The organism is Microlunatus sagamiharensis (assembly GCF_900105785.1).
Lineage (GTDB): Bacteria > Actinomycetota > Actinomycetes > Propionibacteriales > Propionibacteriaceae > Microlunatus > Microlunatus sagamiharensis.
Window position 1 is genome coordinate 3447252 of record NZ_LT629799.1, and the last position, 23736, is coordinate 3470987.

Consider the following 23736-nt stretch of genomic DNA (forward strand, 5'->3'; position numbering starts at 1 on the left):
GGGCGGCCTGCCCTGGGCAGGATGGCGGCGTGGACGCCGCCCGGATCCTGCTCGTCGAGGACAGCGAGGCCATCCGCGTCCCGGTGCAGACGGCGCTGCGGGCGCAGGGCTTCGCGGTCGAGTCGAGCCCGGACGGCGGCGACCTCGAGTCCCGGCTCGCCACCTTCGCCCCCGACCTCGTCGTGCTCGACGTGATGCTGCCGGGGCGCGACGGCTTCACGCTGCTGCCGGTCGTCCGCCGCGCGAGCCGGGCCGCCGTCGTCATGCTCACCGCCCGCGACACGCTGGCCGACCGGGTCGCCGGGCTCGCCGCGGGGGCGGACGACTACGTGGTCAAGCCGTTCGCCATGGCCGAGCTCGTGGCCCGGGTCCACGCCGTCCTGCGCCGGTCGCGGCCGGGCGGGGCGGTGACGGCGGTCGCCGACCTGACCCTGGACGAGGACGTGTCCGTGGTCCGCCGGGGCGAGCGGACCGTCGACCTGACCGGCACCGAGCGGCGGCTGCTCGGCTACCTCGCCTCCCACCGCGAGCGGGTGGTGAGCAAGACCCAGATCCTGACCGCGGTCTGGGGCTACGAGGGCTTCGACGAGAACGTCGTCGAGGTGCACGTGTCGTCGCTGCGCCGCAAGCTCGAGGCCGGCGGCGAGCCGCGGCTGGTCCACACGGTGCGGGGCCGCGGCTACCGGCTCGGGGTGGAGCCGTGAGCGACGCGGGACCGCAGCCCGCGACCGCCGCGCCTCCGCCACGGCGCCCGCTCTCCACGGTGTCGATCCGCGTCCGCGTGATCGCCGCGGTCATGGCGGTGCTGGCCCTGGTCCTCGCGGCCTCGTCCGTGGCCGTCAACGCCACGTTCGTGTCGCAGTCCGAGCGCAGCCTCGACACGCTGCTCAGCGGCCGTGCCCAGCTGGCCCGCCAGCTCGCCCGCAACGGGGCCCGGCCCCAGCAGGTCGTCAACCGCGTCGGCGTCGACGGCGTCCTCGCCTCGCTCGAGCTGCGCGACGGGACCGTGCTCGGCTCCCCCGTGCCCACCGGCGACAGCGTCCGGACGGTCACGACGACCCTGTCGGGCTCCGGCCGCGTCAACGGCGCGCGGCTCACCCTCGCCGTGAACAGCTCGCTGGTCTCGGGCTCGCGCGACGCGCTGCGGCGCACCCTGCTCCTCAGCGGGCTCGCCGCCCTCGGCCTGAGCGCGCTGCTCGTCGCGCTCGCCGTACGCCTCGCCCTGCGTCCGCTCGACTCGATGGCCGGCCTCGCCCAGCAGGTGGCCGGCGGCGCCCGGGGCTCGCGGCTCGCCCCCACGCGCACCGGCACGGAGATCGGCCGGACGGCCCACGCCTTCGACGCGATGCTCGACGAGCTCGAGGGCGCCGAGACCCGCGCGCGCCGGGCCGAGGAGCAGACGCGCGCCTTCCTCGCCGACGCGGCGCACGAGCTCCGGACCCCGCTCACCGGCATCCAGGCGGCGGCCGAGACGCTGCTGCACCACCGAGACGCGATGGACCCCGACGAGCAGGAGCGGGTGGAGGCGCTGCTGGTCGGCGAGGCCCGTCGGGCGGGGCGCCTCGTCGGCGACCTGCTCGCCGTCGCCCGGCTCGAGGCCGGCGCACCCACCGCGCAGGCCCCGGTCGCGCTCGGCGCGCTGGTGGAGGCGGAGGTGGACCGCGCGAGCCTGCTGCGCGAGGGCACCACGCTGACCTCCGCGGGCGCCACCACGGGCGACCCTGCCGTGGTGACCGGTGACGAGGAGGCCCTGCGGGGCGTGCTGCGGAACCTGCTCGAGAACGCCTGCCGGGCCGCCGGGAGCACCGGGCACGTGCACGTCGAGCTGCGCCGCGAGGACGGGCGGGTGGCCGTCGACGTCGTCGACGACGGCCCCGGGGTGCCGCCGGCGGACCGCGAGCGCATCTTCGACCGGCTGGTCCGCCTCGACGCCGCCCGCAGCGTCGACTCGGGCGGCTCGGGCCTCGGCCTGGCCATCGCCCGGGGCACCGCGCGCGCCCATGGCGGCGACCTGGTCTGCCTGCCCGTCGACCCGCCGGCGCGCGGCGCTCACTTCCGGTTGACGCTGCCCCTCGCCCGCTGACGCCGGCCCGCAGGTCGCAGCCGCTGCAGCCGCCGCCGGAGCCGGCGCGCGAGCTCGCGGACCACGGCCGCCGTCGGCTGCTCCTCGAGCGTCGGGCGCCGTACGGGTGGTGCGGCCGGGCGCGGCTCCGGCGCGGCCCCGGAGAAGTCCCGCCCCCTCCCGAGCCCGGTCGACAGCATCGCCAGCAGCGCCTCGGCGGCGGCGTCGACCGGCACCGCCTTCGGCGCCCGGACCTTGTCGACCGAGCGCACCGGGCTGGCGAGGTGCGTGAGGTCGCCGACGACCCGGACGCCGGCGGCCCGGACCCGGTCGGCCTGCTGCTCGGCGAGGGCGGCCGCCCGCTGCACCGCCCAGGTCGGCGGCACGATGCGCTGGTCGCCAGAGGCCCCGCGCGCGAGCATCGCCTCCACGGCCCCGTCGCGGACGAACCGCTCGTAGTCGCGCCAGCCGACGTCCCCGCGGTCGCGCACCACCCGGTTGACCCGGCGCAGCAGCTCGGCCTCGGCCGCCGTCAGCGAGCGGTTGGCGTCGTGGCCCGCGAGCTCGTCCGCCGTCAGCACGTCCGTCGGCAGACCCAGCAGGCGCTCGAACGCCCGAGGCACCAGGGAGCGGTCCGCGGGGTCGAGGACCACGACGACGACGCGGTCCCGGCCGAGCACACGCACCCACGTGTCGACGACGTCCCCGACCGCGAGCCGCCGGGCGAAGCTCGGCGTCGTCGTCGGGTTCGGCTCGTCGCCGATCGTGCGCCTCAGCCAGGTCTCGAAGGAGATCCAGACCCCGGACTTGAGGTACTGCTGCCAGGCCGACGCCAGCTGGGCGGGCAGGGACCGCAGCGTCAGCACGACCGTCGCCTCGCGGTCGAGCTCGGCGACCAGCGACCGCAGGGTCTCCTCCGGCTCGTCGCTGAGGTTCTCGTTGCTCAGCCACACCCGCTGCCCCTCCGCGGAGCGCACCTCGTCGCGCAGCTCCCGCCACCGCGCGACCTTCGGCGTGGACGGCCCGGGCCCGTCCCAGCCGACGGGTCGCGCGGAGTAGGCGAACAGCGCCTTGCGGTGGTTGCTCCCCGTCCCGGGGTAGCGCACCCCGTGCCCGGCGAGCAGGTCGCGGCGGGCGGCGCTGACCCGCTGCAGGGCGGTGGTGCCCGTCTTGGGCATCCCCGCGTGCACCAGCAGGGATCCCGGCGGCACCGGGTCGAGGTCGTCGCTCATCGGGCGGCCCTCCTCGAGGGGGTCGTCGTCCGCGCGGCGTGGTCGCCCGCGCGCTCGGCCCCGGTCCGGAGCCCCCTCCCGTACGGCGGACGGCACCGGCAGACTGGGAGGATGAGCGACCCTACGACGCCCGACGGCGAGACCCGGACCGACCCCCAGACGCCCGCGGGTGCCGCTGACGACGGTGGCGCGGCCCTCGAGCGCGCGGAGGAGGCGATCGACGACGCCCGCGACGCAGGCGCGAGCGTCGCCGCCAACGACGACATCACCGCGCGCGACGCGGACAAGGCCGGGGAGTACAGCGAGACCCCGGACGGCCAGAGCGGCGCGCCGCTGACCTGAGGTCCGCCGCCCCACGACGACGAAGGCCCTGACCCGCTCGGCGGGTCAGGGCCTTCGTGCTCAAACGTCAGGCAGGTGCGGCGGGTCAGCCGCAGGACTCGGTGTCCTTCGACAGCTCGTACCAGCCGTTCATGTACTGGCTGTAGACCCGGCGCATCGACTCGAGGTACTGCGCGGAGGCCGCGCGCGTGTCGAGGGTGATCACGTGCTCCTCGCTGTAGCGCAGCCCGGCGACCGACATGTTCTGCGTGCCGACCAGGACACGGCCCAGGTTGCTGTGCTTCGGGCCGATCAGGATCTCCTTGGTGTGCATGGCGACCGACGTGCACGTCACGGGGATCTTGGCCTTCTTGAGGGTCTTGACCACCTTGGGCGAGATCGTCGTGCTGCCACCCTGCTTGGTGAGCAGCATCGAGATGTCGCAGCCGCGCGAGCGCAGCCGGCTGAGCGCGTTCACCATCTGCTCGGCCTTGGCGTCGGTCAGCTTGAACATCGCGATGCGGATGTTGTTGTCCACGGCGCAGTCGACGTCGTCGAACTGCTGCACGTAGAAGTCACGGGCGTCCTGCGTCGCCGGGGTGAACGAGACCGTGGTGCCGCGGCCGGGGTCGGTGTAGTGCCGGTAGATCGGGTCGACCCAGATGCCGCGCTGCTTGGTGAGCGTCATCGACTTCGGGAAGCCCGAGGCGCTCGGGCAGTTCTTCGTCGCGCAGTACTGCATCGCGTCGAAGCGGGTGTCGAACATGTCGAAGAGCTTGTGGTCGTCGTACAGGAGCGTCATCTCCTGGTGGTAGTTCCGCAGCTGCGAGCGGGCGAAGTTGCCCGACATCGAGAGGATGACCGGGTGCGGGCCGTCCGCGGAGTTGGACCACGTGGTGTCGGAGATCGTCAGGAACTTCTCGTGGTTGATCGCGTACGGCCAGACCTTGTCCTTGTTGACGTTGAAGCAGCCGTTGTCGCAGTAGTAGACGGACGCGATGTCCTGCAGGCGCTGGGCGATCTTGTCCTTCTCGCCCTTCGGGTTGATCGAGCCGCCGTCGAGGACGAGCCCGACCGTCACGTTGCGGTTCTTCTTGACCCACTCGAGGGCGTTGAAGATCAGCTCGGGGTCGGTCTCGGGGCGGGTGCCCAGCGCGGTGCCGGTGCCGGGCGCCTGCATCGTCCCGAGGGCGCGGATGAAGAACATCCCGATCTTGATCTCGGAGTCCTTCTTGGCCCCGCAGATGATCTGCGACAGCTTCTTGGAGTAGTCCCAGGGCGTGTTGTCCTGCGGGTCCCAGAAGCCCCGCTTCTCCATGTCGTCGATGTTGTACCAGGCCTCGTACGGCGCCGGCGTCGCGATGGTGGGGCACGAGTCGCCGCTGGGCAGCGCGATGTCCCCGGACTTGTCACGGGTGAGGGTGAGGGCGCTGGCGGGGCCGACGAGGAGGCCCACGGTCACCGCGAGGGCGCTCACCAGGGCCACGAGGCGGGCGCGCGCCCTGCCTCGGGGGCCGACCGACCTCGACGTCATGAACGACACCCTGCAACCCTTCGACAGCCCGACACAGGTCCCCCGCGGAGCACCGGGCACGGGCGACGGCGAGCCGGCGCCGACCGGCGATGACCCACGGTCGCACCGTGCGTGGGAGCACGGCCGACGACGCTCCGAACCATACAATGAAATCCGCCCGGTGCCGGTCGTTCACGGCCACCTGCAGGGAGCCCCGTCGGGGCCGCAGCGACCGGGTCAACCCCTCTGGAGGAGCGCTGTGGGACATCCCCGGGTCGAGGTCGTCGACCGGTCGCGGTCCCCCCTGCGCCCGTTCGGCCTGCCCCTCGCCGTTCTGGCGGTGCTGCTGCTCGGCGCCGTGCTGGCGGCCCGCCCGGCGCCCGCCCACGCGGTCGAGCCGGTCGCCGCGGAGCCGTACGCCCGCCAGGAGCTCTCCGACCCGCCCGGCGCGGTGACCCTCGCCTTCGGGCGCCAGGTCGACCCGAGCGCGGCCAAGGTCATCGTCTCCGGGCCGGACGGCAGGAACGTCACGAGCGGGCCGCTGATCGTCGAGGGCACGAACGTCACGAGCCGGCTGCGCGACGGCCTGCCCCGCGGGACGTACACGGTGCACTACCGCATCGACGGCTCCGGCGGGGAGCCCGAGGGCGGGGCCTACCAGTTCAGCTACGGCAGCGGCCGCTTCACCGACCTGCCCGACCGGTCGTGGTCCGGCGACGACGAGGAGCCCGCGGTGCTGCGCGGCACCGACCCGAACGGTTCCGAGGCGCCGGAGGCCCCGACGACGACCCGCGCCACCCCCGGCATCGAGGTCACGTCCGAGGGCGCGACGACCGACCCCGAGCCGCCCGCGACCGAGCCCGCGTCGACCGTCGAGGCCCCGCCCGGCGAGACGACCGAGGCGGGCAGCGGCCCGGCCACCGCGGCCACCGCGGACTCGGCCACCCCGCAGGGCGACGAGGGCGGCAGCAGCGGCACCCCGTGGATCGTCGGCGGGGTCCTGCTCCTGGTCGCCCTCGCCGGGGCCGGCCTCGGGGTGTGGCGCAGCCGCAAGGGGTCCGGCGACCACGCCTGACCCCCGGCCCACCGCGGCTCGCACGCCCTGACCTCCGGCCGATCCGCGACGGGCCGGGACGGCCCGCGACGGGATCGCGCGGGCTCAGCCGGCGTCGACGCCGCGCTCGTCGTCGCCCCAGCCCTCGGCGTCCAGGCGGTGGAAGAGCTCCGACCACCGGGCCACGAAGGTCTCCTCGCTGAACTCCGTGCGCAGCTGGGCGGCGTCCTCGCTCAGCCGGCGCCGCAGGGGCTCGTCGGTGAGGATCTCCACCACCCGCCGCGCCATCTGCTGCTGCATGGCCGAGCCGACCAGGAAGCCGTTGACGCCGTCGGCGACGATGTCGGACGGGCCGTACTTGACGTCGTAGCTGACGACCGGGCAGCCGTGGCTCAGGCTCTCGAGCAGCACCAGGCCGAAGCCCTCGAAGCGGCTCGTCAGCAGCGAGCAGGACGCCCGCTCGTAGACCTCGGCCGGGTTCTTGGTGTAGCCGGCGAGCCGCACGTTGCCGCGCAGCCCCAGCTCGTCGATCAGCGCCTGGAGCGCCGCCTCCTCCGGGCCCTGCCCGTAGATCTCCAGGCGCGCGTCCGGCAGGGCCTTGACCACGTGGGCGAAGGCCGCGATCGCGTGCGGGACCCGCTTCTGCGGGTCGAGGCGCGCCAGCATCACGACCAGGCGGGGGTCGCGCTGCTCGAAGGGCACCTGGGGCACGGGGGCGACCGGGTGCGGGATGACGGCGAAGTGGTCCTGCTCGCCGTAGACGGCCTCCGCGTCGGCGCGCTGGGCGTTGGTCAGGAACACCACCGCCCCGTGGGCGTCGTGGCGGTCCAGCATCGGCTTGTACGAGGGCCGGACCGCGGTCAGGTCGTCGAAGGGCGGCGCGATGTGCGGGTTGTGGAGGACGTAGACGTGCTTCACGTTCGGCCGCACGTAGGTGAGGGTCTCCCCGTCGGAGCGCCGCGACTCCACGGAGAGGAAGGCGTGGTCGTCGCCGATCAGCCGGTCGAGGTAGGACTGGATGAGCGCGACGTTGCTTCCGAGGACCTCGTACGGAGCCCCCCGCTCGTCGAGCATGGTGATGCGCTCCACGATGCCGAACGGCGACGCCGGGTCGACCTTCAGCCACTTGTTCATGTACGGCGTGCCGTCGGCCCGGTAGTAGATCTCCTGGCGCGGCTTGTTGAGGTGCAGGTCCATGTAGGTCGTGCGCCGGACGACGCCGTTGTCGTCGAACTCGTCGCGCCGGGTGCGCCCGCGGTTCTCGTTGAACCAGTCCCGCACGATCAGGCGGCCCTCGTGGTCGAAGCGCTTGTAGAGCCGGTAGACGCCGTTCTCGAAGTAGCGGTAGACCTCCTGGTCGGGGTCGCGGACGAGGTCCATGCCCGGCTCGGCGACCTCGTGGCGGACCGGCTCGGCGACGGCCGTCGACTGCTGGTCGAAGTAGTCGTGCAGGTTCACGATCTCGACACCGTCGACCAGCAGGCCGCGCCGGCGCAGGTCGGCCGCGATGTCGCCGACCTCGGAGGAGTAGTTGAGCGTGACGATGATCGAGTCGACCCCGCCCAGCTCCTTGAGCAGCCGGCACTTGCGCAGGATCGAGGCGGTCCGGCCGCCGAAGTTGCGCGGGATCGCCCCGGTCACGAAGACGTACTTGGCCGGCGGCAGCGGGCGCAGGTCGGGCAGCGGGTCGAAGCGCGGCGGCACGTCCGGCGCCTTCGCCGGGACGGCCTTCACGGCGGCGGGCGCCGGCCTCGGGGTCGACGCGGTGGACGCCGCGTCCCAGACGCGGCGCGCACGCCGGATGGTCTCTCTCGCCCGCGACCTCAGCACCGCCGCAGCGTAGCGGGACCGGACCGCCACGAGCCCGACCAGCGGCGCGGGCAGCCGCGATCCGAGCGGGCCGACCACTAGACTCCCAGCCGTCCGGGCACGCTCTCCCCCTCCTCCCGACGCCCTGACCACCGACGGAGAGCCGCGGCCCGGCGGGAGGAGCTCGATGTCCACGCGCGTCATCACCTACGGGACCTACGACCTCTTCCACGAGGGGCACGTGCGGCTCCTGGAGCGGGCGAAGGCCCTCGGCGACTACCTGATCGTGGCGGTCACCACCGACAACTACGACAGCACCCGCGGCAAGCTGAACGTGCGCCAGTCCCTGATGGAGCGCATCCACAACGTGCAGCAGAGCGGCCTCGCCGACCAGGTGATCATCGAGGAGTACGAAGGCCAGAAGATCAACGACATCCAGCGCTACGGGGTCGACATCTTCGCCATCGGCTCGGACTGGCTGGGCAAGTTCGACTACCTGAACGACTACTGCAAGGTCGTCTACCTCGACCGCACCAAGGGCGTCTCGTCGACCCAGCTGCGCGACGAGGGCGGCATCCTGCGGATCGGCGTGCTCGGGTCGGGCCGCATCGCGAACCGGATGGTCGACGAGGTGCGCTTCGTCTCCGGCGTCAGCGTGGAGGGCGTGTGGAGCCGCCAGCAGAGCAGCGCTCAGGCCTTCGCCGACGCCCACGAGCTGCGCTTCGCGGCCGCCTCGATCGAGGACCTGCTCGCAGAGGTCGACGCCGTCTACCTCGCCACGCCGCACGGCACGCACGTCGAGCTGGCCCGCCAGGCGATGGCCGCCGGCAAGCACGTGCTCTGCGAGAAGCCGCTCGCGCTCACCCGGGCCGACGCCGAGGAGCTGTACGCGCTCGCCGAGCAGCACCAGGTGGTGCTGCTGGAGGCCATCAAGACCGCCTTCTCCCCCGGTTTCCAGCGCATGGTGGCCGTGGCGCGCAGCGGCTCGATCGGCCAGGTCCGCTCCGTCGACGCGACCTTCACCAAGCTGGTGAGCTCGGGCCGCGAGCTGGCGGCGCCCGACGGCGGCGCGATCTCGGAGCTGGCCAGCTACCCCCTGCTCGCGCTGGTCAAGCTGCTCGGCACCGGCTACACGCGCGTGGTCAGCTCCTCGCTGCAGCCCGAGGGCGCCGAGGTCGACACGTTCTCGCGCATCGACCTCACCTACCCGCACGCGATCGCCTCGGCCCGCGTCGGCATCGGCGTGAAGGCCGAGGGCGACCTGGTCGTCGCGGGGACGCGCGGCTACATCTACGTCCCCGCCCCGTGGTGGAAGACCGAGTACTTCGAGGCGCGCTTCGAGGACCCGGGCGACGACAAGAAGTACTACTTCAAGTTCGACGGCGACGGGCTGCGCTACGAGGTCGCCGAGTTCGCCTCGCTGATCCGCAACGAGACGCCGGAGTCCTTCAAGCTGCGCTCCTCGGAGTCGATCGCCATCGCCGCGATCATCGAGGCCGCCCGGACCGACGCCACGCTGCTGCGATGAGCCCCGTACGCCTCGACCCGGCCACGGTGCGGCGCCTCGCCCGCGAGCGGGTCCGCGCGGCGCTGGTGGAGCTGGCGCACTCCGAGGACCCGCGGGTCGCCGCCGGCTACCGCCGGGCCCGGCAGGCCGCACGCACCCTCGGCTCGCAGGTGACCGGCCGCCAGCTCGGCTGGGTGGCGCACCTGCGCGCCGTCGCGTGGACGGGGCCGACCACGCTGGAGCTGCGCGGCTGGGCGTACGAGCGCGGGTACGGCCACCCTGACGCCCCGCCCGCGACGACCGTGTGGCTCGAGCGCGGCGGGCGCCGCATCGAGGCCGAGGTCGTCATGCGCCACGACGCGGAGGTCAACGCGGCGGCGCCGCAGGCCAGCGAGCACGACTACGCCAACACCGCCTTCACCGCGACGTTCGACGTGTCGGCCCTCCTCGACGACGCCGCGGGCGACGACGACGGCGGTCGCGAGCCGTGGGTGGTCCACGTCCGCGTGGTGGGGGCCGGCCGCGACCGGACCGGGACCTTCCTCACGCGCTACCGCTTCGGCGCCGCACGGCACCTCCTCGCCTCGACGTCCGGGACCCCGGGGAGCACCGTCCAGCTCGTCCCGCGCTGGGCCGGGCAGCGGGGCCTGGTGGTCCGCCGGCAGCGCCCGGCCGTGCTCGCCCGCTCGGTCGAGATCGACGGGCACGACGTCTCGCTGCTGGTCTCGACCGACGGCCGCGCGCTCGCCGGCGCGGTCGTCCGCAGCGCCGGCCAGGAGTCGGACCTGACCTGCGCGGCCGAGGGCCACGACGAGGCCGGGCGGCCAATGTTCCGGATCACGGGAGCCGTGCCCCGCACCATGCCGGTCACCGACGAGGGCGAGTCCTTCTCCGTCGAGCGCGCGCTCCGGGTCAGCACCGCCGACGGCGAGACCCTGCGGGTCGCCACCGCCCTCGACGGCACGGCCCCCGAGCCCGTCCCGGGCTCCACGCTCCTGGCCTCCGCCGACGCCGACGGCGGGCTCGTGCTCCTCGACGGCCCCGGTCGGGTGCTGGTCGACGACGTCACCGTCGTCGCCCACCCGCCCTCGCTCGAGCTGCGGGGGCGCCATGTGCTCGGCGAGCGCGCCGCGGCCGACGAGACGCTGACCATGGTCCTGGCCGGCGCCCGGCAGGTGCTGCCGGTCGAGGCCACCTTCGTCACCGGCCCGGACGGCACCGGCACCTGGACCGCGCACGCCCCGCTGCTCGCCTCCGTCTGGGGCCGCCGGCCGCTGCCGCCGCGCATCGGCAGCTACGTCCTGCGCGCCCGGACCTCGGGCGGCACCGTCGTGCCCGTGTCCGGAGTCCCCGAGGTCGTGCGTCGTACGCCCGAGCTGCACCACCTCCCGGGCTTCCGCCTGCGGCTGCTGTCCGGCGGCGGGCGCTCCGTGCGCCTCGCGGTGTCGGCGCCGCGCCGCGACGACGAAGCCGGCTCGTTCCACCAGCGCCGCCTCGAGCGGCTCTACAAGGGCCGCCGGTGGAGCCCGCGCAACGCGGTCTACTTCGAGAGCTTCTACGGCCGGGGCGCGACCTGCAACCCGTACGCGATCGACCGCGAGATCGCCGCGCGCTACCCCCAGCTCACCCGCTTCTGGGGCGTGGTCGACGCGTCGACCCCGGTCCCCGACGGGGCGATCACGGTCGTGCGCGGCACGAGCGAGTGGTGGCACGCGCGGGCGACCTCGCGCTACGTCGTGGCCAACGACTGGCTGCGGCGCACCTTCTCCCCCCAGCCCTTCCAGGTGGTCCTGCAGACCTGGCACGGCTCGATGCTCAAGCGGATCGGGCTCGACCGCTCGGGCCAGCCCCAGTCCAAGATCGACACGATCCGCCTCGAGCAGTCCAAGTGGGACGTCCTGCTCTCGCAGAACCACCACAGCAGCGTGATCCTCTCCTCGGCGTACGACTGGCACCGCACGCTCTTCGAGGAGGGCTACCCACGCAACGACCCGCTCACCCCGGGCAGCCCGTACGCCGGCGACGGCGCCGCGATCCGCGAGCAGCTGGGCATCCGGCCCGACCAGACAGCCGTCCTGTACGCCCCCACCTGGCGCGAGAACATGACCTCGATGGTCACCTTCCTCGACCTGGAACGGCTCAGCACCGAGCTGGGCGAGGGCTACGTGATCCTGCTGCGCGGCCATTCGCGCACGGTCAAGTTCGGCGCGAGTCTCAGCGAGGTCCCCGGCGTCATCGACGTGACGACCTACCCCGAGGTCACCGACCTCTTCCTCGCCGCGGACGCGATGATCACCGACTACTCCTCGGTGATGTTCGACTACTCCGTCACCCGCCGGCCGATGATCTTCTTCGTCCCGGACATGGACGACTACCGCGACTCGCTGCGCGGGGTCTACTTCGACCTGTCCGAGGTGGCTCCCGGCCCCGTCCTGTCGACGCAGGACGAGGTCACGCGGGCGGTCCGTGAGCTCGACCGGGCCGGCGAGCGTTACGCCGACCTCTACGACGCCTGGGTCGAGCGGTTCAACCACCTCGACGACGGCCACTCCGCCGAGCGCGTGGTCCGCCGCCTCCTCGCGATCCGCAAGTAGCTTCCCCGAATCTGCCGAAGGGCCGGCGGACGCCCCTGAGCCTTCGAAAGGGCCCCGGCGGACGCTCCCTGAGCTTGTCGAAGGGCCCCGAAGGGGTCGACGTCCGTCCACAGGTCTCGTCGAACAGGAGGAGCTGTCCACAGGCTCCACACCTCGACCGGCACGACCCGGATGCGGAGCACGACACTCCCGACGTGCCCTGGGTCTACCTCCTCCGCTGCGCGGACGGCTCCTACTACGTCGGCAGCGCCCGCAGCCTCGAGCAGCGTCTCACCGAGCACGCCGCGGGGAGCGTGAAGGGGTTCACGGCCAAGGCACCGGCCGGTCGAGCTCGTCTGGGCGCTCGAGGCCGAGCGCATGGACGACGCGGCCGAGCTCGAGCGGCAGATCAAGGGGTGGCGGCGGGCCGAACGCCTCGCGCTGGTCGAGGGCCGGCTCGCCGACCTGCCCGGGCTGTCACGTCCCGGCTCGCACGCGGGGCCGCACACATGCGCAAGTTGAACGACGCCAACCCCTGCGGGGCCCTTCGACAAGCTCAGGGAGCGTCCCCAGGGGAGCCCTCGTGGGTTCCGGGCGCTTCGGCGGGGCCGCCCTCAGGGGAGGACGACCGTCGCCCGCTGGAGGTTGTGGTCGGAGGCCTGCTTGCCGACGTAGTCGTGGGCGGCGTTCAGGTGGGCGACGTTCTCCCACTCGAGCACGCGCACCTTCTTCGACGTGAAGATGTAGTCGATGTAGGTGCCGTTGGGCCGCCGGCCGAAGTAGTCGGGGCTGGGCTCGCGCTGGAAGTCGTTGTAGCTGCTCAACGGGGTGTTGATCCGCCGCTCGACCGTGGCGCCCGGGGTGTCGGTGGTGGAGCCGGAGGCGTTGCCGAGCGGGTCGACGTAGCCGTAGCCGTTCACGACGACCTTCGCGACCGGGTTCTCGCGCTGGCCGGAGGGGTTGAGCGTGTTCTTGTGGGCGTTCATGTCGCCGGTGATGAAGGTCGGGAGGTGGTCGGGGTTGCGCTTGGCGACCTCCTTGACCAGCGCCGTCGCCTCGTCGACGTGGAGCTTCCAGTCCTTGTTCGGCTCGAGGTGCGCGGTGGCGAAGAAGAACTTCTTGCCCGTGCTGGCCTGGCGGAAGATCGCCCAGGCCATGTAGCGGTCGTCCTCGGGGCTCGGCAGCAGCTTGGAGCCCTGGGACACCAGCGTGACGCGGCTGGAGTCGAAGAGGATGCGGGTGCCCTTCGACGCGCCCTGGTCCTTGGCGGAGCACCGGGTCGGCGTCTTGGCGTTCACGCAGTTGTTCCGGTTGGTGTTGGTCAGCTTCCAGGAGCCGCCGAGCCGGTTGCGCAGGTCCTCGAACTGGCTCAGGTCCTGACCCTTGCCGCCCTTGGCGGCGGGGAGCCAGGCCTGGCTGGCCTCCTGGACGCCGAGGACGTCCAGCCGCTGCGACTTCACGTCGCTCACGACGTCGCCACGCCGGTCCCACCAGGACCGCTCGTTGGGGTTGTCGCCCTGGCAGTTGAAGCACTTGACGTTGAAGGTGCCGAGCCGCAGCTGGTCCGACCCGCCGGCCGGAGCCGCCGGCGCGGCGCTCGTCGAGGTCTTGACGGCCGCCGAGTAGGGGCTGAGGTTGACGCCCTTCGTCGTGATCACCCGGACCTTGACGTAGTAGGTCGTGCCCGCCGTCAGCCCCGTGATCGTGCCCGAGGTGCCGCTGAAGCGCTTGTACGACGCCCCCGACATGCTCGAGGACCGGGAGTACTGCACCCGGTACTTCGGTGCGCCGCTGACGGACTTCCAGCTGACCTTCAGCGTGGTCGGGCCGGTCGCGGAGGCCGCGAGGCCCGTCGGGGACTTGGTCGCGGCGTCGGCGGGGACGACCGACGCGCCGACCGTCCCGAGGCCGAGCAGCACCGCGACCACGAGCGGGGTGGCTCGACGCCCGCACCCGGCGAGGGCGCGGACGAGAACGTTGTGAAGCTGAGACATCGTGCTGGGCTCCTCGAATTGACATCCATCCGTCAAGCCCCCCGGTGCCGGGAACTTTAACCATGCGTTCAGGCCCAAGGCCAATTCTTGTCAAGATGCGCCCCGGCTTTCAGCAACTTCTCGGCCGAATTGTTATGCGTCCCGGACCGTCGAAATCTCGCCGTTACCTCAGGCCGCCTCGGCGAAGCGCCCGGCAGGAGCCGCCGGCGTTGTTAGACTCCGCGCGGACGAATGGTCGAGGATTGAGGTCAAGAACTGTGACGAGCGCCGAAGCACGCGCCGGCAAGACCACCGGTGGGCACGGCGCGAGCGCCGGGTCGCGGGTGCGTACGAGCCTCGGCGCGCTGGTCGCCGTCGCCCTGGTCGGGACGGGGCTCACCACGAGCGTCGCCGACGCGGACGTGACGAAGCCCAAGGTCACGACCGACAAGGGTTCCGCGACCGCGCTGAAGGTCGACTGGAGCGACGTCGACGACGCCGCCTCCTACCGCGTGCAGTACTCGACGTCCAAGAGCTTCGGCAGCGGCACGACGACGCTGCCGGCCAAGGGCGACGCAGCCATCACCGACAGCGACACCACGATCCAGGGCCTGTCGACGGGCAAGCAGTACTACGTGCGCGTCGCGGACGTCTCCGACGCGGGCAAGGTCGGCACCTACAGCGCCGCCACCGCCGCCACCCCGACGTACGCCTACGCCGCCCCGGGCGACCTCTTCCGCACCAAGGTCGACCGCGACAGCATGACGGTGTCGTGGAAGGCGATCTCGGGCGCGCCCGGCTACACGGTCCGGGTCTACTCCAAGGGCAACCCGACCAAGTACTTCACGACCACCTCGTCCTCGGTCGACCTGACCGGCCTGGAGTCGGGCACGACCTACTTCATCCGCGCCTACGTCGTGCAGCCCGCGGCCGGCACGGAGCCCGAGAAGCGGCTGAGCGAGGACTCGCTCGAGATCACCCAGGCGACGAGCACCTACAAGCTGGCCACGCCGGACGGCTTCGCGATGACCACCCAGGGCTCCACGTCGGTGGGGCTGTCCTGGAAGGCGGTCGCTGGTGCGCCGGAGGGCTCGGGCTACAAGGTGTCCTACGCGCTCGACCGCGACCAGAAGAACAAGCAGAAGACGTCGGGCTTCTTCACCGGGACCTCGGGCAAGCTGTCCGGCCTCAGCGCCGACACCACCTACTACGGGTTCGTCTACCTCGTCGACGCCGACGGGAAGCGGATCAGCGCGTCGAGCGACTTCATCACGATCAAGTCGATCGTCCCGCGCGGCACGATCAGCGGCAAGGTCGACGGCGTCACGGGCAGCGACCTGACCGCCGCGGCGTACACGACCGCGGGCAACGTCGCCGAGGCCGTGACGGTCGGCTCCGACAACCGCTACACCCTCGACGTGCGCCCGGGCACCTACAAGGTGCAGCTGATGTACACCGGCGGCGGCGACTACGCCTCGGTGTGGGCCCGCTCGGGCAACGACGGCGCGTGGACCTACGGCACGGCCTCCACCATCGAGGTCGCCCTCGGCAAGACCACCACCGCGCCGGACGTGGAGATCCACAAGGGCAACAAGGTCTCGGGCACGACGGTCGACACGAGCGGCAGGCCCGTGCCGAACGTCGACCTCACGGCCATCTCGGGAAGCACGGACGAGCGCGAGGTCATCGGCCTCACCCGCAGCGACAGCCAGGACGGGACCTTCGCGCTCAAGGGCCTGAACAACGGCACCTACTGGGTCCGTGCCGCCTACTCCGGCGACGGCTTCGCGACCGAGAGCGTGAAGCTGACCGTCAGCAAGGACCTCGGCGTCAAGGTCGTCCTCGACTCCCTGCCCTTCCGCAAGCGCTACGGCGCCTCGCTCAAGGGCACCACCAAGGTCGGCAAGACGATGTCGGTCACCGCCACCCCCTGGCTCGCCGGCACCTACCCGACGACCACCGCGACCATGAGCTACCAGTGGAAGCGCAACGGCGCGGCCATCAAGGGCGCGACCGGGCGCACCTACAAGCTCACCAGCGCCGACCGCGGCAAGAAGATCAGCGTCACCGTCACGGCCAAGCGCTACGGCTACACCACCGGGACGGTGAACACCTCGAGCAAGAAGATCTCCTGACCCCGGGTCGTCAGACCCGGGCCACGAGCCCAGAGACCCCGTCGGCCGCGAGGCCGGCGGGGTCTTCTCGCTCCCGGGCGCCGCGGCGGGCGGGGTCTACTTCTTGCGGAGCGACACGTTGCCGTGCGCGGTCGCGTACAGCTGGCTCGTGCCGGCGGTGACCGCCGCCTCGCCGTTCAGCCGGACGCGGCGCACCGACGAGCCCGCGGTCACCTCGACGTAGACGTCCGCGAGGCGCTCGCCGACCGCCGCCGCGAGCGGGTCGAACCGGCCGCGGAGCGCCAGCCGCACGCCGTCGGGCCGGGCCTCGACGACCTCGGCGTCCAGCTCGCGGCGCCAGGGCCGCCCGGCGTCGCGGCCGACCAGCAGCCAGCGGGCGGTCGGCGGGGCGGGCGGCTCCGCCGCCGTCCAGGCCTCGGCGTCCCAGGTCACCTCGGCCTCGGCCTCGAGCGCGAACCGACCGGTCTCGGAGGTCACCGTGAAGCTCGGCACGCGCACGGAGACCAGGCTGAGCCGCTTCGTCCGCGCCTCGACCGCCGTGCGCTGGACCTCGACCCAGCGTCGGTAGACCTCCGCGTCGCTGAAGGCGGCGAGCCGCTCCCGGGCGTTCGCGCGCAGCTCCCGGACGCGCTTGGGCGGCAGCCCGAGGAACCGCGTGATCGTGTCGGCGAGCGCCGCGACGTCGCCGGCGGGCACGAGGAAGCCGGTCTCGCCGTCGACCAGCAGCTCGTCGGGGCCGTAGCGGATGTCGTACGCGATGGGGACGCAGCCGGCGGCCATGCTCTCCAGCAGCACCAGCGACTGGCCCTCGGTGGTGGAGGTCATCAGCGAGAACGACGCGGCGGCGAAGTGCCGCGCCGCCCCGGGCGTGTAGCCGTGCAGGACGACGGACCCGGCGCTGCCGGTCTCGGCCACGGCCTGCTCGATCGACGCCTGGCTCCCGGCGTCCTTGCCGTAGACGTCGAGCCCGAAGTCGGCGGCCCGGCCCCCGGCCCTGCGGACGAGCGACACGGCCTGCACGGCGTGCTCGATCCGCTTCAACGGCTTGAGCGTCGCCACGACGATCCCCCGCTCGGGGCGGTCGGGCCCGGACCGGAACCGCGGCAGCCTCGAGAGCACGGTGCGCGGCCGGTCCGGCTCGACGTCGGGCTCGACGGGCGGCCCGGCGTTGGGCACGGAGTGCAGGTTCGGGGCGTCGCCGAACCGCTCGGCCACGTCCTGGCGCTGCTTGCGGGTGAGGAAGACGACGGCGTCGAAGCCGTCCAGGTGCGGCACGATCCGGCGGTGGGCGACGTAGAGGTCGCCCTTGTAGGGGTTCGTCGAGTCGGCGAGGTGCGACTCGTGGAAGACGTGAATCGTCGTGGCCCGCGGGTTCAGGTAGCGCGACAGGAAGCGCGCGGTGCTCTTGCTCTCGTTGGTGATGACCGCCGGACCGTCGCCGACGAGGTGGTCGAGCCACAGGGCGTACACGTCCCAGGTGCTGCCGGCGAGCACGGTCGGGCGGCCGTCCGCGTCGAAGAACTGCTGGTAGCGCCGCTTGCCCTCGTCCAGCTCGACCGGGAAGTCGCGGGCGAGCAGGCTGCCGTCGGCGCGGTACATCTCGGAGTGGACGAGCTCGCGGGTCTCGTCGTAGGTGCGCAGGCACCAGCGGGTGCCCTCCTCCTCGACGGTGGACACGCCGGCGTCGGGCGAGGGTTCGGTGGCCGGCATCGTCCTCAGCCGGTCGACGAGCGTGCCCTCGGCGTCCCAGGCACGCAGGTCGCTGAACAGCGTCCGCACGGTCACACCCTCCGGCAGCGACCCTCGACCCGTGAGCCGGTCGGTGATCTCGGCGCTGTCCTGCAGGGCGCTGAAGGTGAGCAGGTCGACCGGCCGGCCGCTGCGCTGCACCTGCTCGCCGACCCGCCGCAGGGTCGCGGTCGTCTGGCCCGCGTACTGCTCGGGGACCCACCACGTGGTCACGAGCTGACGGGCGGGCGGGAGCTCCTCGGGTGCCACGGCCCCACTCTCCCACCGGTCCCCGGCGAGCCCGCGGACCTCGCGCCGGACCGGGCGGGGTCTCGCCCCCGCGTCGGCCCCGCCGTGGGAGCGTGACCGCCGGGTACGTTAGCCCGGCTATGGCCTTGCTGCTCGACCTGACCCCGCTGCGTAGCGCCCCCGCCTACCGTCGCCTCTGGCTCGGGCTCAGCGTGTCCAACCTCGGCACCCAGTTCACCGTCACCGCGGTCGGTCTGCAGGTGTACGCGATCACCGGCTCGACGCTATCGGTCGGTGTGCTCGGCGTCTGCGCGCTGGTGCCGCTGGTGCTGCTCGGGCTGTACGGCGGCGCGCTGGTCGACCAGTACGACCGTCGGCGCGTGGCGATCATCGCCTCCGTCGGGCTCTGGGTCGTCTCCGGCCTGCTCGCCCTGCAGGCGTGGCTCCACCTGGACTCGGTCGGGCTGCTCTACGCCCTCGTGGCGCTGCAGTCGGCCGGCTTCGCGGTCAACAACCCCGCGCGCTCGGCGATCATCCCCCGCCTCGTCGAACCCGACCTGCTGCCCGCCGCGAACGTGCTGCAGACCGTCTCCTGGAACGTCGCCTTCGTCGTCGGGCCGCTGCTCGGCGCGTTCATGGTCGCGGGCGGGGACTTCGGGCTCGCCTACACGGTCGACGTCGTCCTCTTCACCGCGGCGCTGTGGGCGCTGCTGAAGCTGCCGGACCTCCCGCCCGCCGAGACCGCGACCGGCGAGCCGGGCCGCCGCGGGCTCGCCTCGGTGCTCGAGGGCCTGCGCTACCTCGCCACCCGCCCCAACGTCCGGATGACCTTCGTCGTCGACCTCACCGCCATGATCCTGGCCATGCCGCGGGTGCTGCTGCCCGCGGTCGGGGTCCTGTGGCTGGGCGGCGGCGCCGCGACGACCGGCGGCCTGAGCGCCGCGTTCGCCGTCGGCGCCGTGCTGGCCGGGCTGCTGTCCGGCGGCCTGGTCCGCGTACGCCACCAGGGCCGGGTGATCGCCAGCTCCATCGTCGTCTTCGGGCTCGCCGTGGCCGGCTTCGGCGCGGTCCTGCTCGGCGTCGGGCGGACGTCGCCGGGCGGGGTGCTCGTGCCCGCGCTGCTGGCGTCCTTCGTGCTGCTCGCGGTGGCCGGCGGCGCGGACGCGGTCAGCGCGGTGTTCCGGCAGACGATCCTCCAGGCCGCGACGCCCGACGAGATGCGCGGACGGCTGCAGGGCGTGTTCATCGTGGTCGTGGCCGGCGGGCCGCGCCTGGGCGACCTGGTCCTGGGCAGCGGGGCCGAACGGTTCGGCGAGGGCCTCGCCGCCCTGGCCGGCGGCCTGCTGTGCGCCGTCGTGCTCGTCGCCGTGGTCGCGGTCCAGCGGCGCTTCTGGGACTACGACGCGCGCGACCCCCAGCCCTGACCCGCGGGCGCGCGCGACCCGGGTCCGGTGGCGCGCGTTGTTAGGGTCGGTGCACAGCGGGCCGGGACGCGGCGTACGCAGGGAGCGGGGCCAGTGAGCGACGTCGGCGGGGTGCTGATCCACCAGCGCCGGCGCGTGGTCGAGATCGTCGACGTCTTCGCCCGGTACGGCTTCACCCAGCTCGCCTCGGCCTTCGGCGCGACCATCGGCGACCAGCCCACCTCCCTGCTGATGCGGTTGACCGGGCTCCACCTGGCCGACCCCGAGCTCGTCGCGCTCACCACCGGCGAGCGGCTGCGGGCGGCGCTCGTCGAGCTCGGCACCACCTGGGTCAAGCTCGGCCAGATGCTCAGCCTGCGCGCCGACATCGTCGGCTCCGACATCGCGGCGGCCCTGCGCGGGCTGCAGAGCGCCGTGCCCGCCGACGCCCCCGGGCTCGCGGCCCGCACCGTCGAGGCCGAGCTCGGCCAGCCGGTGCACCAGGTGTTCGCGACCTTCGAGACCGACCCGCTCGCCTCGGGCTCCGTCGCCCAGGTTCACGCCGCGACGCTGCACGACGGCACCGAGGTCGTGGTCAAGGTCCTCCACCACGACGCGGACCGCAAGGTCACCGGCGACCTGGAGCTGATGAGCGCGCTCGCGCGCTCCGTGGAGGCCCTGGACGTCGGCATGGCCCGCTACAACCCGGTCGCCGTGGTGGCCGAGTTCGCGGCGCTGATGAGCGCGGCGGTCGACTTCACCCACGAGCTGCACCACCTGCAGCAGATCGGTGCCAGCCTCGCGACCGAGGTCGACGTCGTCGTCCCCACGGCGTACCCCGAGCTCTCCGGCGCTAAGGTCCTGACGATGTCGCGCGTGCGCGGCGGCGCGGTCGACACCCGCGAGCACCTCGAGGCGTCCGGCTGGACGGTCGAGCGCTTCGTGCAGCGGACCAGCGACCTGTTCCTGGCGATGATCTTCCGCGACGGCATGTTCCACGCCGACCCGCACCCCGGCAACTTCCTGCTGCCCGACGCCGGGCACCTCGCCATCCTCGACTTCGGCGACGTCGGCTACCTGACCGCGCGGCGCCGGCTCGACTTCCAGGCGCTGCTGCTGGCCATCTCCGAGCGCGACGCCGACGACTTCACCCGCGCGCTGGTCGCGGTGACCCGGGCGTCGGTCGAGGTCGACGAGGAGGCCCTCCAGTCCGCCGTCGAGGCGTGGATGCAGCGCTGGCTCCGCGCCGGGGTCAGCGAGCAGGACCTGGGGCCGGCGCTGGAGCACCTGCTCGGGCTGTTCCGGGACAACCACCTCACCTTCCCCTCCGACCTGCTGATGCCGCTCCGCGTGCTGATGCGGCTCCAGGGCCTGGGGCTCGAGCTGGGCAGCACCGTCCCGCTCGACGACATGCTGCGGCCCTACCTCACGCAGATGATGGCGGACCGCTTCAAGCCGGCCGCGCTGCTCAAGGAGGGGCGCCGGACGCTGCGCAGCTGGCAGCGCCTGCTCGGCCCGCTGCCCGACGAGCTCGCCGACCTCGCCGTGCGCGTCCGCAAGGACGGCGCGACGCTCGACATCAAGGTGCACGACCCCGACGAGGTCGCCGACAACCTCATCGACGGGCTGATCGCCGCCGCCTCGATCATCGGCGCCTCCGAGCTGCTGGCCAAGCGCACGCCGCCGACGATCAAGGAGGCGTCCATCCCGGGCGTCGCCGTCTTCGCCCTCGCGGGGCTGACATGGGTCCGCCTGCAGAACCGCCGCGCCTCCCACAAGAAGCTGACCAGCCGCGTGGCCGGCTTCATCAGCCGGCGCTTCTGACCCTCCGCCCGGCGTCGCCGTCAGCGTCGTCGCCCTGACGACCCGACCAGACCCCGCACCGCCGAGCGGTAAGTTGCCGCGCCTTCTGGGAGGGAAAAGGCGCGGCAACCTACCTCTCGGCGGAGGTGAAGGGGTCCGGCGGAGGGGCAGCCTCAGCGCGTACGGGCGGAGAGCTCGGCCAGGGCGTCGGCGAGGGCGTCGAGCCCGGCGTCGAGCTGCTCCTCGGTGATGACGATCGGCGGGGCGAGCCGGATCGTCGAGCCGTGGGTGTCCTTGGCCAGCACCCGGCGGCGGGCCAGGGCCTCGCAGACCTCGCGGCCGGTGCCGAGCGCCGGGTCGATGTCGACCCCGGCCCACAGCCCGCGCACCCGGACGCCGACGACGCCGTGGCCGAGCAGGCCCTCGAGCCGGACGCGCATGCGCTCGCCCAGGCGGGTGGCGCGCTCCTGCAGCTCGCCCGTGGACAGCATCTCGACCACCTCGCGCCCGACGGCGCAGGCCAGCGGGTTGCCGCCGAACGTGCTCCCGTGGGTCCCCGGCTCGAGGACCCCGAGCACGTCGGCGTCGGCGACGACCGCCGACACGGGCACGATGCCGCCGCCCAGGGCCTTGCCCAGCAGGTACACGTCCGCCACGACGCCTTCGTGCTCGCAGGCGAGGGTGCGCCCCGTGCGCCCGAGGCCGGACTGGATCTCGTCGGCGATGAAGAGGACACGCTGCTCGCGGGTCACCGCGCGCACCCCGGCCAGGTAGCCCGGCGGCGGGATCCGCACGCCGGCCTCGCCCTGGATCGGCTCGAGCAGCACCGCGACCGTGTCCGGCGTGATCGCGGCGCGCAGGGCGTCGAGGTCGCCGTACGGGACGGTGACGAAGCCCGGCGTGAAGGGGCCGTAGTCGTCCCGGGCCTCCGGGTCGTCGGAGAAGCTGACGATCGTCGTCGTCCGGCCGTGGAAGTTGCCCCCGGCGACGATGATCTCGGCGCGGCCGGCGGGCACGCCCTTCACCCGGTAGCCCCACTTGCGGGCGACCTTGATGCCCGACTCGACGGCCTCGGCGCCCGTGTTCATCGGCAGCACGACCTCTTTGCCGACCAGCGCGGCGAGCGCGGTGGCGAAGGGCGCGAGCTGGTCGTGGTGGAAGGCGCGCGAGGTCAGGGTGACGCGCTCGAGCTGGGCGCGGGCGGCGGCGAGCAGCCGCGGGTGGCCGTGGCCGAAGTTGGTCGCGGAGTAGGCGGCGAGGAAGTCGAGGTGCTCGTCGCCGTCGACGTCGGTCAGCACCGCACCCTCGCCGCAGGCGACCACGACCTCGAGCGGGTGGTAGTTGTGCGCGACGTGCTCGGCCTCGGCGTCGAGCAGGGTGGCGACGGCGCGCGAGCGCCCTCCGACGAGCTCGGGGGTGTCCAGGACGGCGGTCATCGCGGTTCTCCTTCTCCGGCGGCGGGGCCGGCGGTGCGAGGGGCGGGCAGGGAGCGGATCTCCTGGGTGCAGCACTTGACGCTGCCCCCGCCGAGCAGCAGCTCGGAGGTGTCGAGCTCGACGCAGGCGTAGCCGCGCGCCTCGAGCTCGGTGCGCAGGTGGACCGCGCCGGTCGGCATGAAGACGTGGCGGCCGTCGCCGACCAGGTTGAGCCCGAAGGCGTACGCGTCCGCGTCGTCGGCGATCACGGCGTCCGGGAAGCGCTGCGCCAGCACCCGCTGCGAGGCGGCGCTGAAGGCGGGCGGGTGGTAGGCGACCTGGTCGGTGTCCTCGTCGAGGACGGCCAGCGCCACGTCCAGGTGGTAGAAGCGCGGGTCGACCAGCTCGAGGCCCACCACCTCGCGGCCGGTGAGGGCGGCCAGCTCCGCGTGCGCGTCGGGCGAGGTCCGATAGCCGTGGCCGGCGAGGACGACCGACGACAGCACGGCGAAGTCGCCCTCGGCCTCGTTGACCGCGACCGGCTCGGCGAGGCGGGCCCCGGCCAGCCCGCCGTAGAGCACCCCGAACCGCTGGTGCCAGGCCCGGTGCGCGTCGGCCTCGGCCGCGCGCTGCGGGGTCGCGAACCGCGCCAGCAGGGTCCGCCCGTCGACGACGGTGGCACCGTTCGCCGCGAACACCATGTCCGGCAGCCCGGGCACGGGCTCGAGGCGGTCGACGCGGTGGCCCGCGCGCTCGTACGCCGCGACGACCGCCGACCACTGGGCGTACGCGCGGTCGCGGTCGACCGGGACCGCGGGGTCCATCCACGGGTTGATGGCGTAGCTGACGTCGAAGTGGGTGGGCGGGCACATCAGGAAGTGCCGCGGCCGCACCCGGCGCTGGGAGCGCCCGGTCGTGGCCGCCACGGTCGTCGTCATACCGTCCATGGTATTTCTCGA

General features: G+C 73.2%; 17 protein-coding genes and 1 pseudogene. 11 read left to right on the top strand and 7 right to left on the bottom strand.

The window, feature by feature from the left end:
* Positions 1–29 precede the first annotated feature (29 nt).
* Both BLU42_RS15920 and BLU42_RS15925 read left to right on the top strand, forming a co-directional pair.
* Positions 30–704 (top strand): response regulator transcription factor, encoded by a 675-nt coding sequence (locus BLU42_RS15920; protein WP_091076473.1) that lies wholly within the window; start codon positions 30–32, stop codon positions 702–704.
* The gene (locus tag BLU42_RS15925; RefSeq protein WP_197680472.1) at positions 701–2083 is read left to right on the top strand and encodes a sensor histidine kinase; all 1383 of its coding nucleotides are present in this window, start codon (positions 701–703) and stop codon (positions 2081–2083) included. The genes BLU42_RS15920 and BLU42_RS15925 overlap by 4 nt, the downstream gene beginning before the upstream one ends.
* Here BLU42_RS15925 and BLU42_RS15930 read toward each other — a convergent pair.
* Positions 2050–3294, bottom strand: coding sequence for a hypothetical protein (locus tag BLU42_RS15930; protein ID WP_091076476.1), 1245 nt, complete (start codon positions 3292–3294; stop codon positions 2050–2052). The genes BLU42_RS15925 and BLU42_RS15930 overlap by 34 nt on opposite strands.
* A gap of 111 nt (positions 3295–3405) precedes the next feature.
* Here BLU42_RS15930 and BLU42_RS15935 point away from each other — a divergent pair, with 111 nt between their 5' ends.
* On the top strand, positions 3406–3636 hold the full coding sequence (locus tag BLU42_RS15935; RefSeq protein ID WP_091076480.1) for a hypothetical protein: 231 nt from the start codon (positions 3406–3408) through the stop codon (positions 3634–3636).
* 85 nt (positions 3637–3721) lie between these two features.
* Here the strand turns inward: BLU42_RS15935 and BLU42_RS15940 are convergent, their stop codons facing one another.
* Positions 3722–5149 (bottom strand): phospholipase D-like domain-containing protein, encoded by a 1428-nt coding sequence (locus BLU42_RS15940; RefSeq protein ID WP_172825807.1) that lies wholly within the window; start codon positions 5147–5149, stop codon positions 3722–3724.
* 238 nt (positions 5150–5387) lie between these two features.
* Between BLU42_RS15940 and BLU42_RS20905 the strand changes: the two genes are divergently transcribed.
* Entirely contained in the window at positions 5388–6203 is an 816-nt protein-coding gene (locus tag BLU42_RS20905; protein ID WP_172825808.1) for a copper resistance protein CopC, read from the top strand.
* An 84-nt stretch (positions 6204–6287) separates the two neighbouring features.
* Here the strand turns inward: BLU42_RS20905 and BLU42_RS15950 are convergent, their stop codons facing one another.
* On the bottom strand, positions 6288–8012 hold the full coding sequence (locus BLU42_RS15950) for a glycosyltransferase (RefSeq protein ID WP_157720015.1): 1725 nt from the start codon (positions 8010–8012) through the stop codon (positions 6288–6290).
* Between the two features lie 166 nt (positions 8013–8178).
* Between BLU42_RS15950 and BLU42_RS15955 the strand changes: the two genes are divergently transcribed.
* The 4 genes and pseudogenes from BLU42_RS15955 to BLU42_RS21485 all read left to right on the top strand — a co-directional run bounded on the left by BLU42_RS15955 (position 8179) and on the right by BLU42_RS21485 (position 12593).
* Positions 8179–9519, top strand: coding sequence for a Gfo/Idh/MocA family oxidoreductase (locus tag BLU42_RS15955; RefSeq protein ID WP_091076491.1), 1341 nt, complete (start codon positions 8179–8181; stop codon positions 9517–9519).
* The gene (locus tag BLU42_RS15960; RefSeq protein ID WP_091076495.1) at positions 9516–12092 is read left to right on the top strand and encodes a CDP-glycerol glycerophosphotransferase family protein; all 2577 of its coding nucleotides are present in this window, start codon (positions 9516–9518) and stop codon (positions 12090–12092) included. Before BLU42_RS15955 ends, BLU42_RS15960 begins: the two co-directional genes overlap by 4 nt.
* 194 nt (positions 12093–12286) lie before the next feature.
* Positions 12287–12394, top strand: a pseudogene (locus BLU42_RS21730) (GIY-YIG nuclease family protein); the annotation flags it as partial.
* A 55-nt stretch (positions 12395–12449) separates the two neighbouring features.
* Complete coding sequence (locus BLU42_RS21485) at positions 12450–12593, top strand: GIY-YIG nuclease family protein (protein ID WP_231918195.1); 144 nt, start codon at positions 12450–12452, stop codon at positions 12591–12593.
* 92 nt (positions 12594–12685) lie between these two features.
* Here BLU42_RS21485 and BLU42_RS15970 read toward each other — a convergent pair whose 3' ends face one another.
* The gene (locus BLU42_RS15970; RefSeq protein WP_091076499.1) at positions 12686–14065 is read right to left on the bottom strand and encodes an endonuclease/exonuclease/phosphatase family protein; all 1380 of its coding nucleotides are present in this window, start codon (positions 14063–14065) and stop codon (positions 12686–12688) included.
* 257 nt (positions 14066–14322) lie between these two features.
* Here BLU42_RS15970 and BLU42_RS15975 point away from each other — a divergent pair, with 257 nt between their 5' ends.
* Positions 14323–16179: a fibronectin type III domain-containing protein gene (locus BLU42_RS15975; RefSeq protein WP_157720016.1), complete on the top strand. Its 1857-nt coding sequence runs from the start codon at positions 14323–14325 to the stop codon at positions 16177–16179.
* Positions 16180–16275: 96 nt separating this feature from the next.
* Here the strand turns inward: BLU42_RS15975 and BLU42_RS15980 are convergent, their stop codons facing one another.
* On the bottom strand, positions 16276–18177 hold the full coding sequence (locus BLU42_RS15980) for a glycosyltransferase (protein WP_157720017.1): 1902 nt from the start codon (positions 18175–18177) through the stop codon (positions 16276–16278).
* Positions 18178–18296: 119 nt separating this feature from the next.
* On the opposite strand from BLU42_RS15980, the gene BLU42_RS15985 reads away from it, so the two are divergent.
* Both BLU42_RS15985 and BLU42_RS15990 read left to right on the top strand, forming a co-directional pair.
* Complete coding sequence (locus tag BLU42_RS15985; RefSeq protein ID WP_091076508.1) at positions 18297–19580, top strand: MFS transporter; 1284 nt, start codon at positions 18297–18299, stop codon at positions 19578–19580.
* A gap of 93 nt (positions 19581–19673) precedes the next feature.
* The gene (locus BLU42_RS15990; RefSeq protein ID WP_091076512.1) at positions 19674–21383 is read left to right on the top strand and encodes an ABC1 kinase family protein; all 1710 of its coding nucleotides are present in this window, start codon (positions 19674–19676) and stop codon (positions 21381–21383) included.
* Positions 21384–21535: 152 nt separating this feature from the next.
* Here the strand turns inward: BLU42_RS15990 and rocD are convergent, their stop codons facing one another.
* Complete coding sequence (rocD, locus tag BLU42_RS15995; RefSeq protein ID WP_091076515.1) at positions 21536–22798, bottom strand: ornithine--oxo-acid transaminase; 1263 nt, start codon at positions 22796–22798, stop codon at positions 21536–21538.
* Entirely contained in the window at positions 22795–23715 is a 921-nt protein-coding gene (ddaH, locus tag BLU42_RS16000; protein WP_197680473.1) for a dimethylargininase, read from the bottom strand. Before ddaH ends, rocD begins: the two co-directional genes overlap by 4 nt.
* Positions 23716–23736 lie beyond the last annotated feature (21 nt).

Coding starts and splice junctions, on each gene's coding strand:
- BLU42_RS15930 (WP_091076476.1), bottom strand. CDS start 3,294: ATGAGCGACGACCTCGACCCGGTGCCGCCGGGATCCCTGCTGGTGCAC.
- BLU42_RS15935 (WP_091076480.1), top strand. CDS start 3,406: ATGAGCGACCCTACGACGCCCGACGGCGAGACCCGGACCGACCCCCAG.
- BLU42_RS15940 (WP_172825807.1), bottom strand. CDS start 5,149: ATGACGTCGAGGTCGGTCGGCCCCCGAGGCAGGGCGCGCGCCCGCCTC.
- BLU42_RS15955 (WP_091076491.1), top strand. CDS start 8,179: ATGTCCACGCGCGTCATCACCTACGGGACCTACGACCTCTTCCACGAG.
- BLU42_RS15960 (WP_091076495.1), top strand. CDS start 9,516: ATGAGCCCCGTACGCCTCGACCCGGCCACGGTGCGGCGCCTCGCCCGC.
- BLU42_RS21485 (WP_231918195.1), top strand. CDS start 12,450: ATGGACGACGCGGCCGAGCTCGAGCGGCAGATCAAGGGGTGGCGGCGG.
- BLU42_RS15970 (WP_091076499.1), bottom strand. CDS start 14,065: ATGTCTCAGCTTCACAACGTTCTCGTCCGCGCCCTCGCCGGGTGCGGG.
- BLU42_RS15985 (WP_091076508.1), top strand. CDS start 18,297: ATGGCCTTGCTGCTCGACCTGACCCCGCTGCGTAGCGCCCCCGCCTAC.
- rocD (WP_091076515.1), bottom strand. CDS start 22,798: ATGACCGCCGTCCTGGACACCCCCGAGCTCGTCGGAGGGCGCTCGCGC.
- ddaH (WP_197680473.1), bottom strand. CDS start 23,715: ATGACGACGACCGTGGCGGCCACGACCGGGCGCTCCCAGCGCCGGGTG.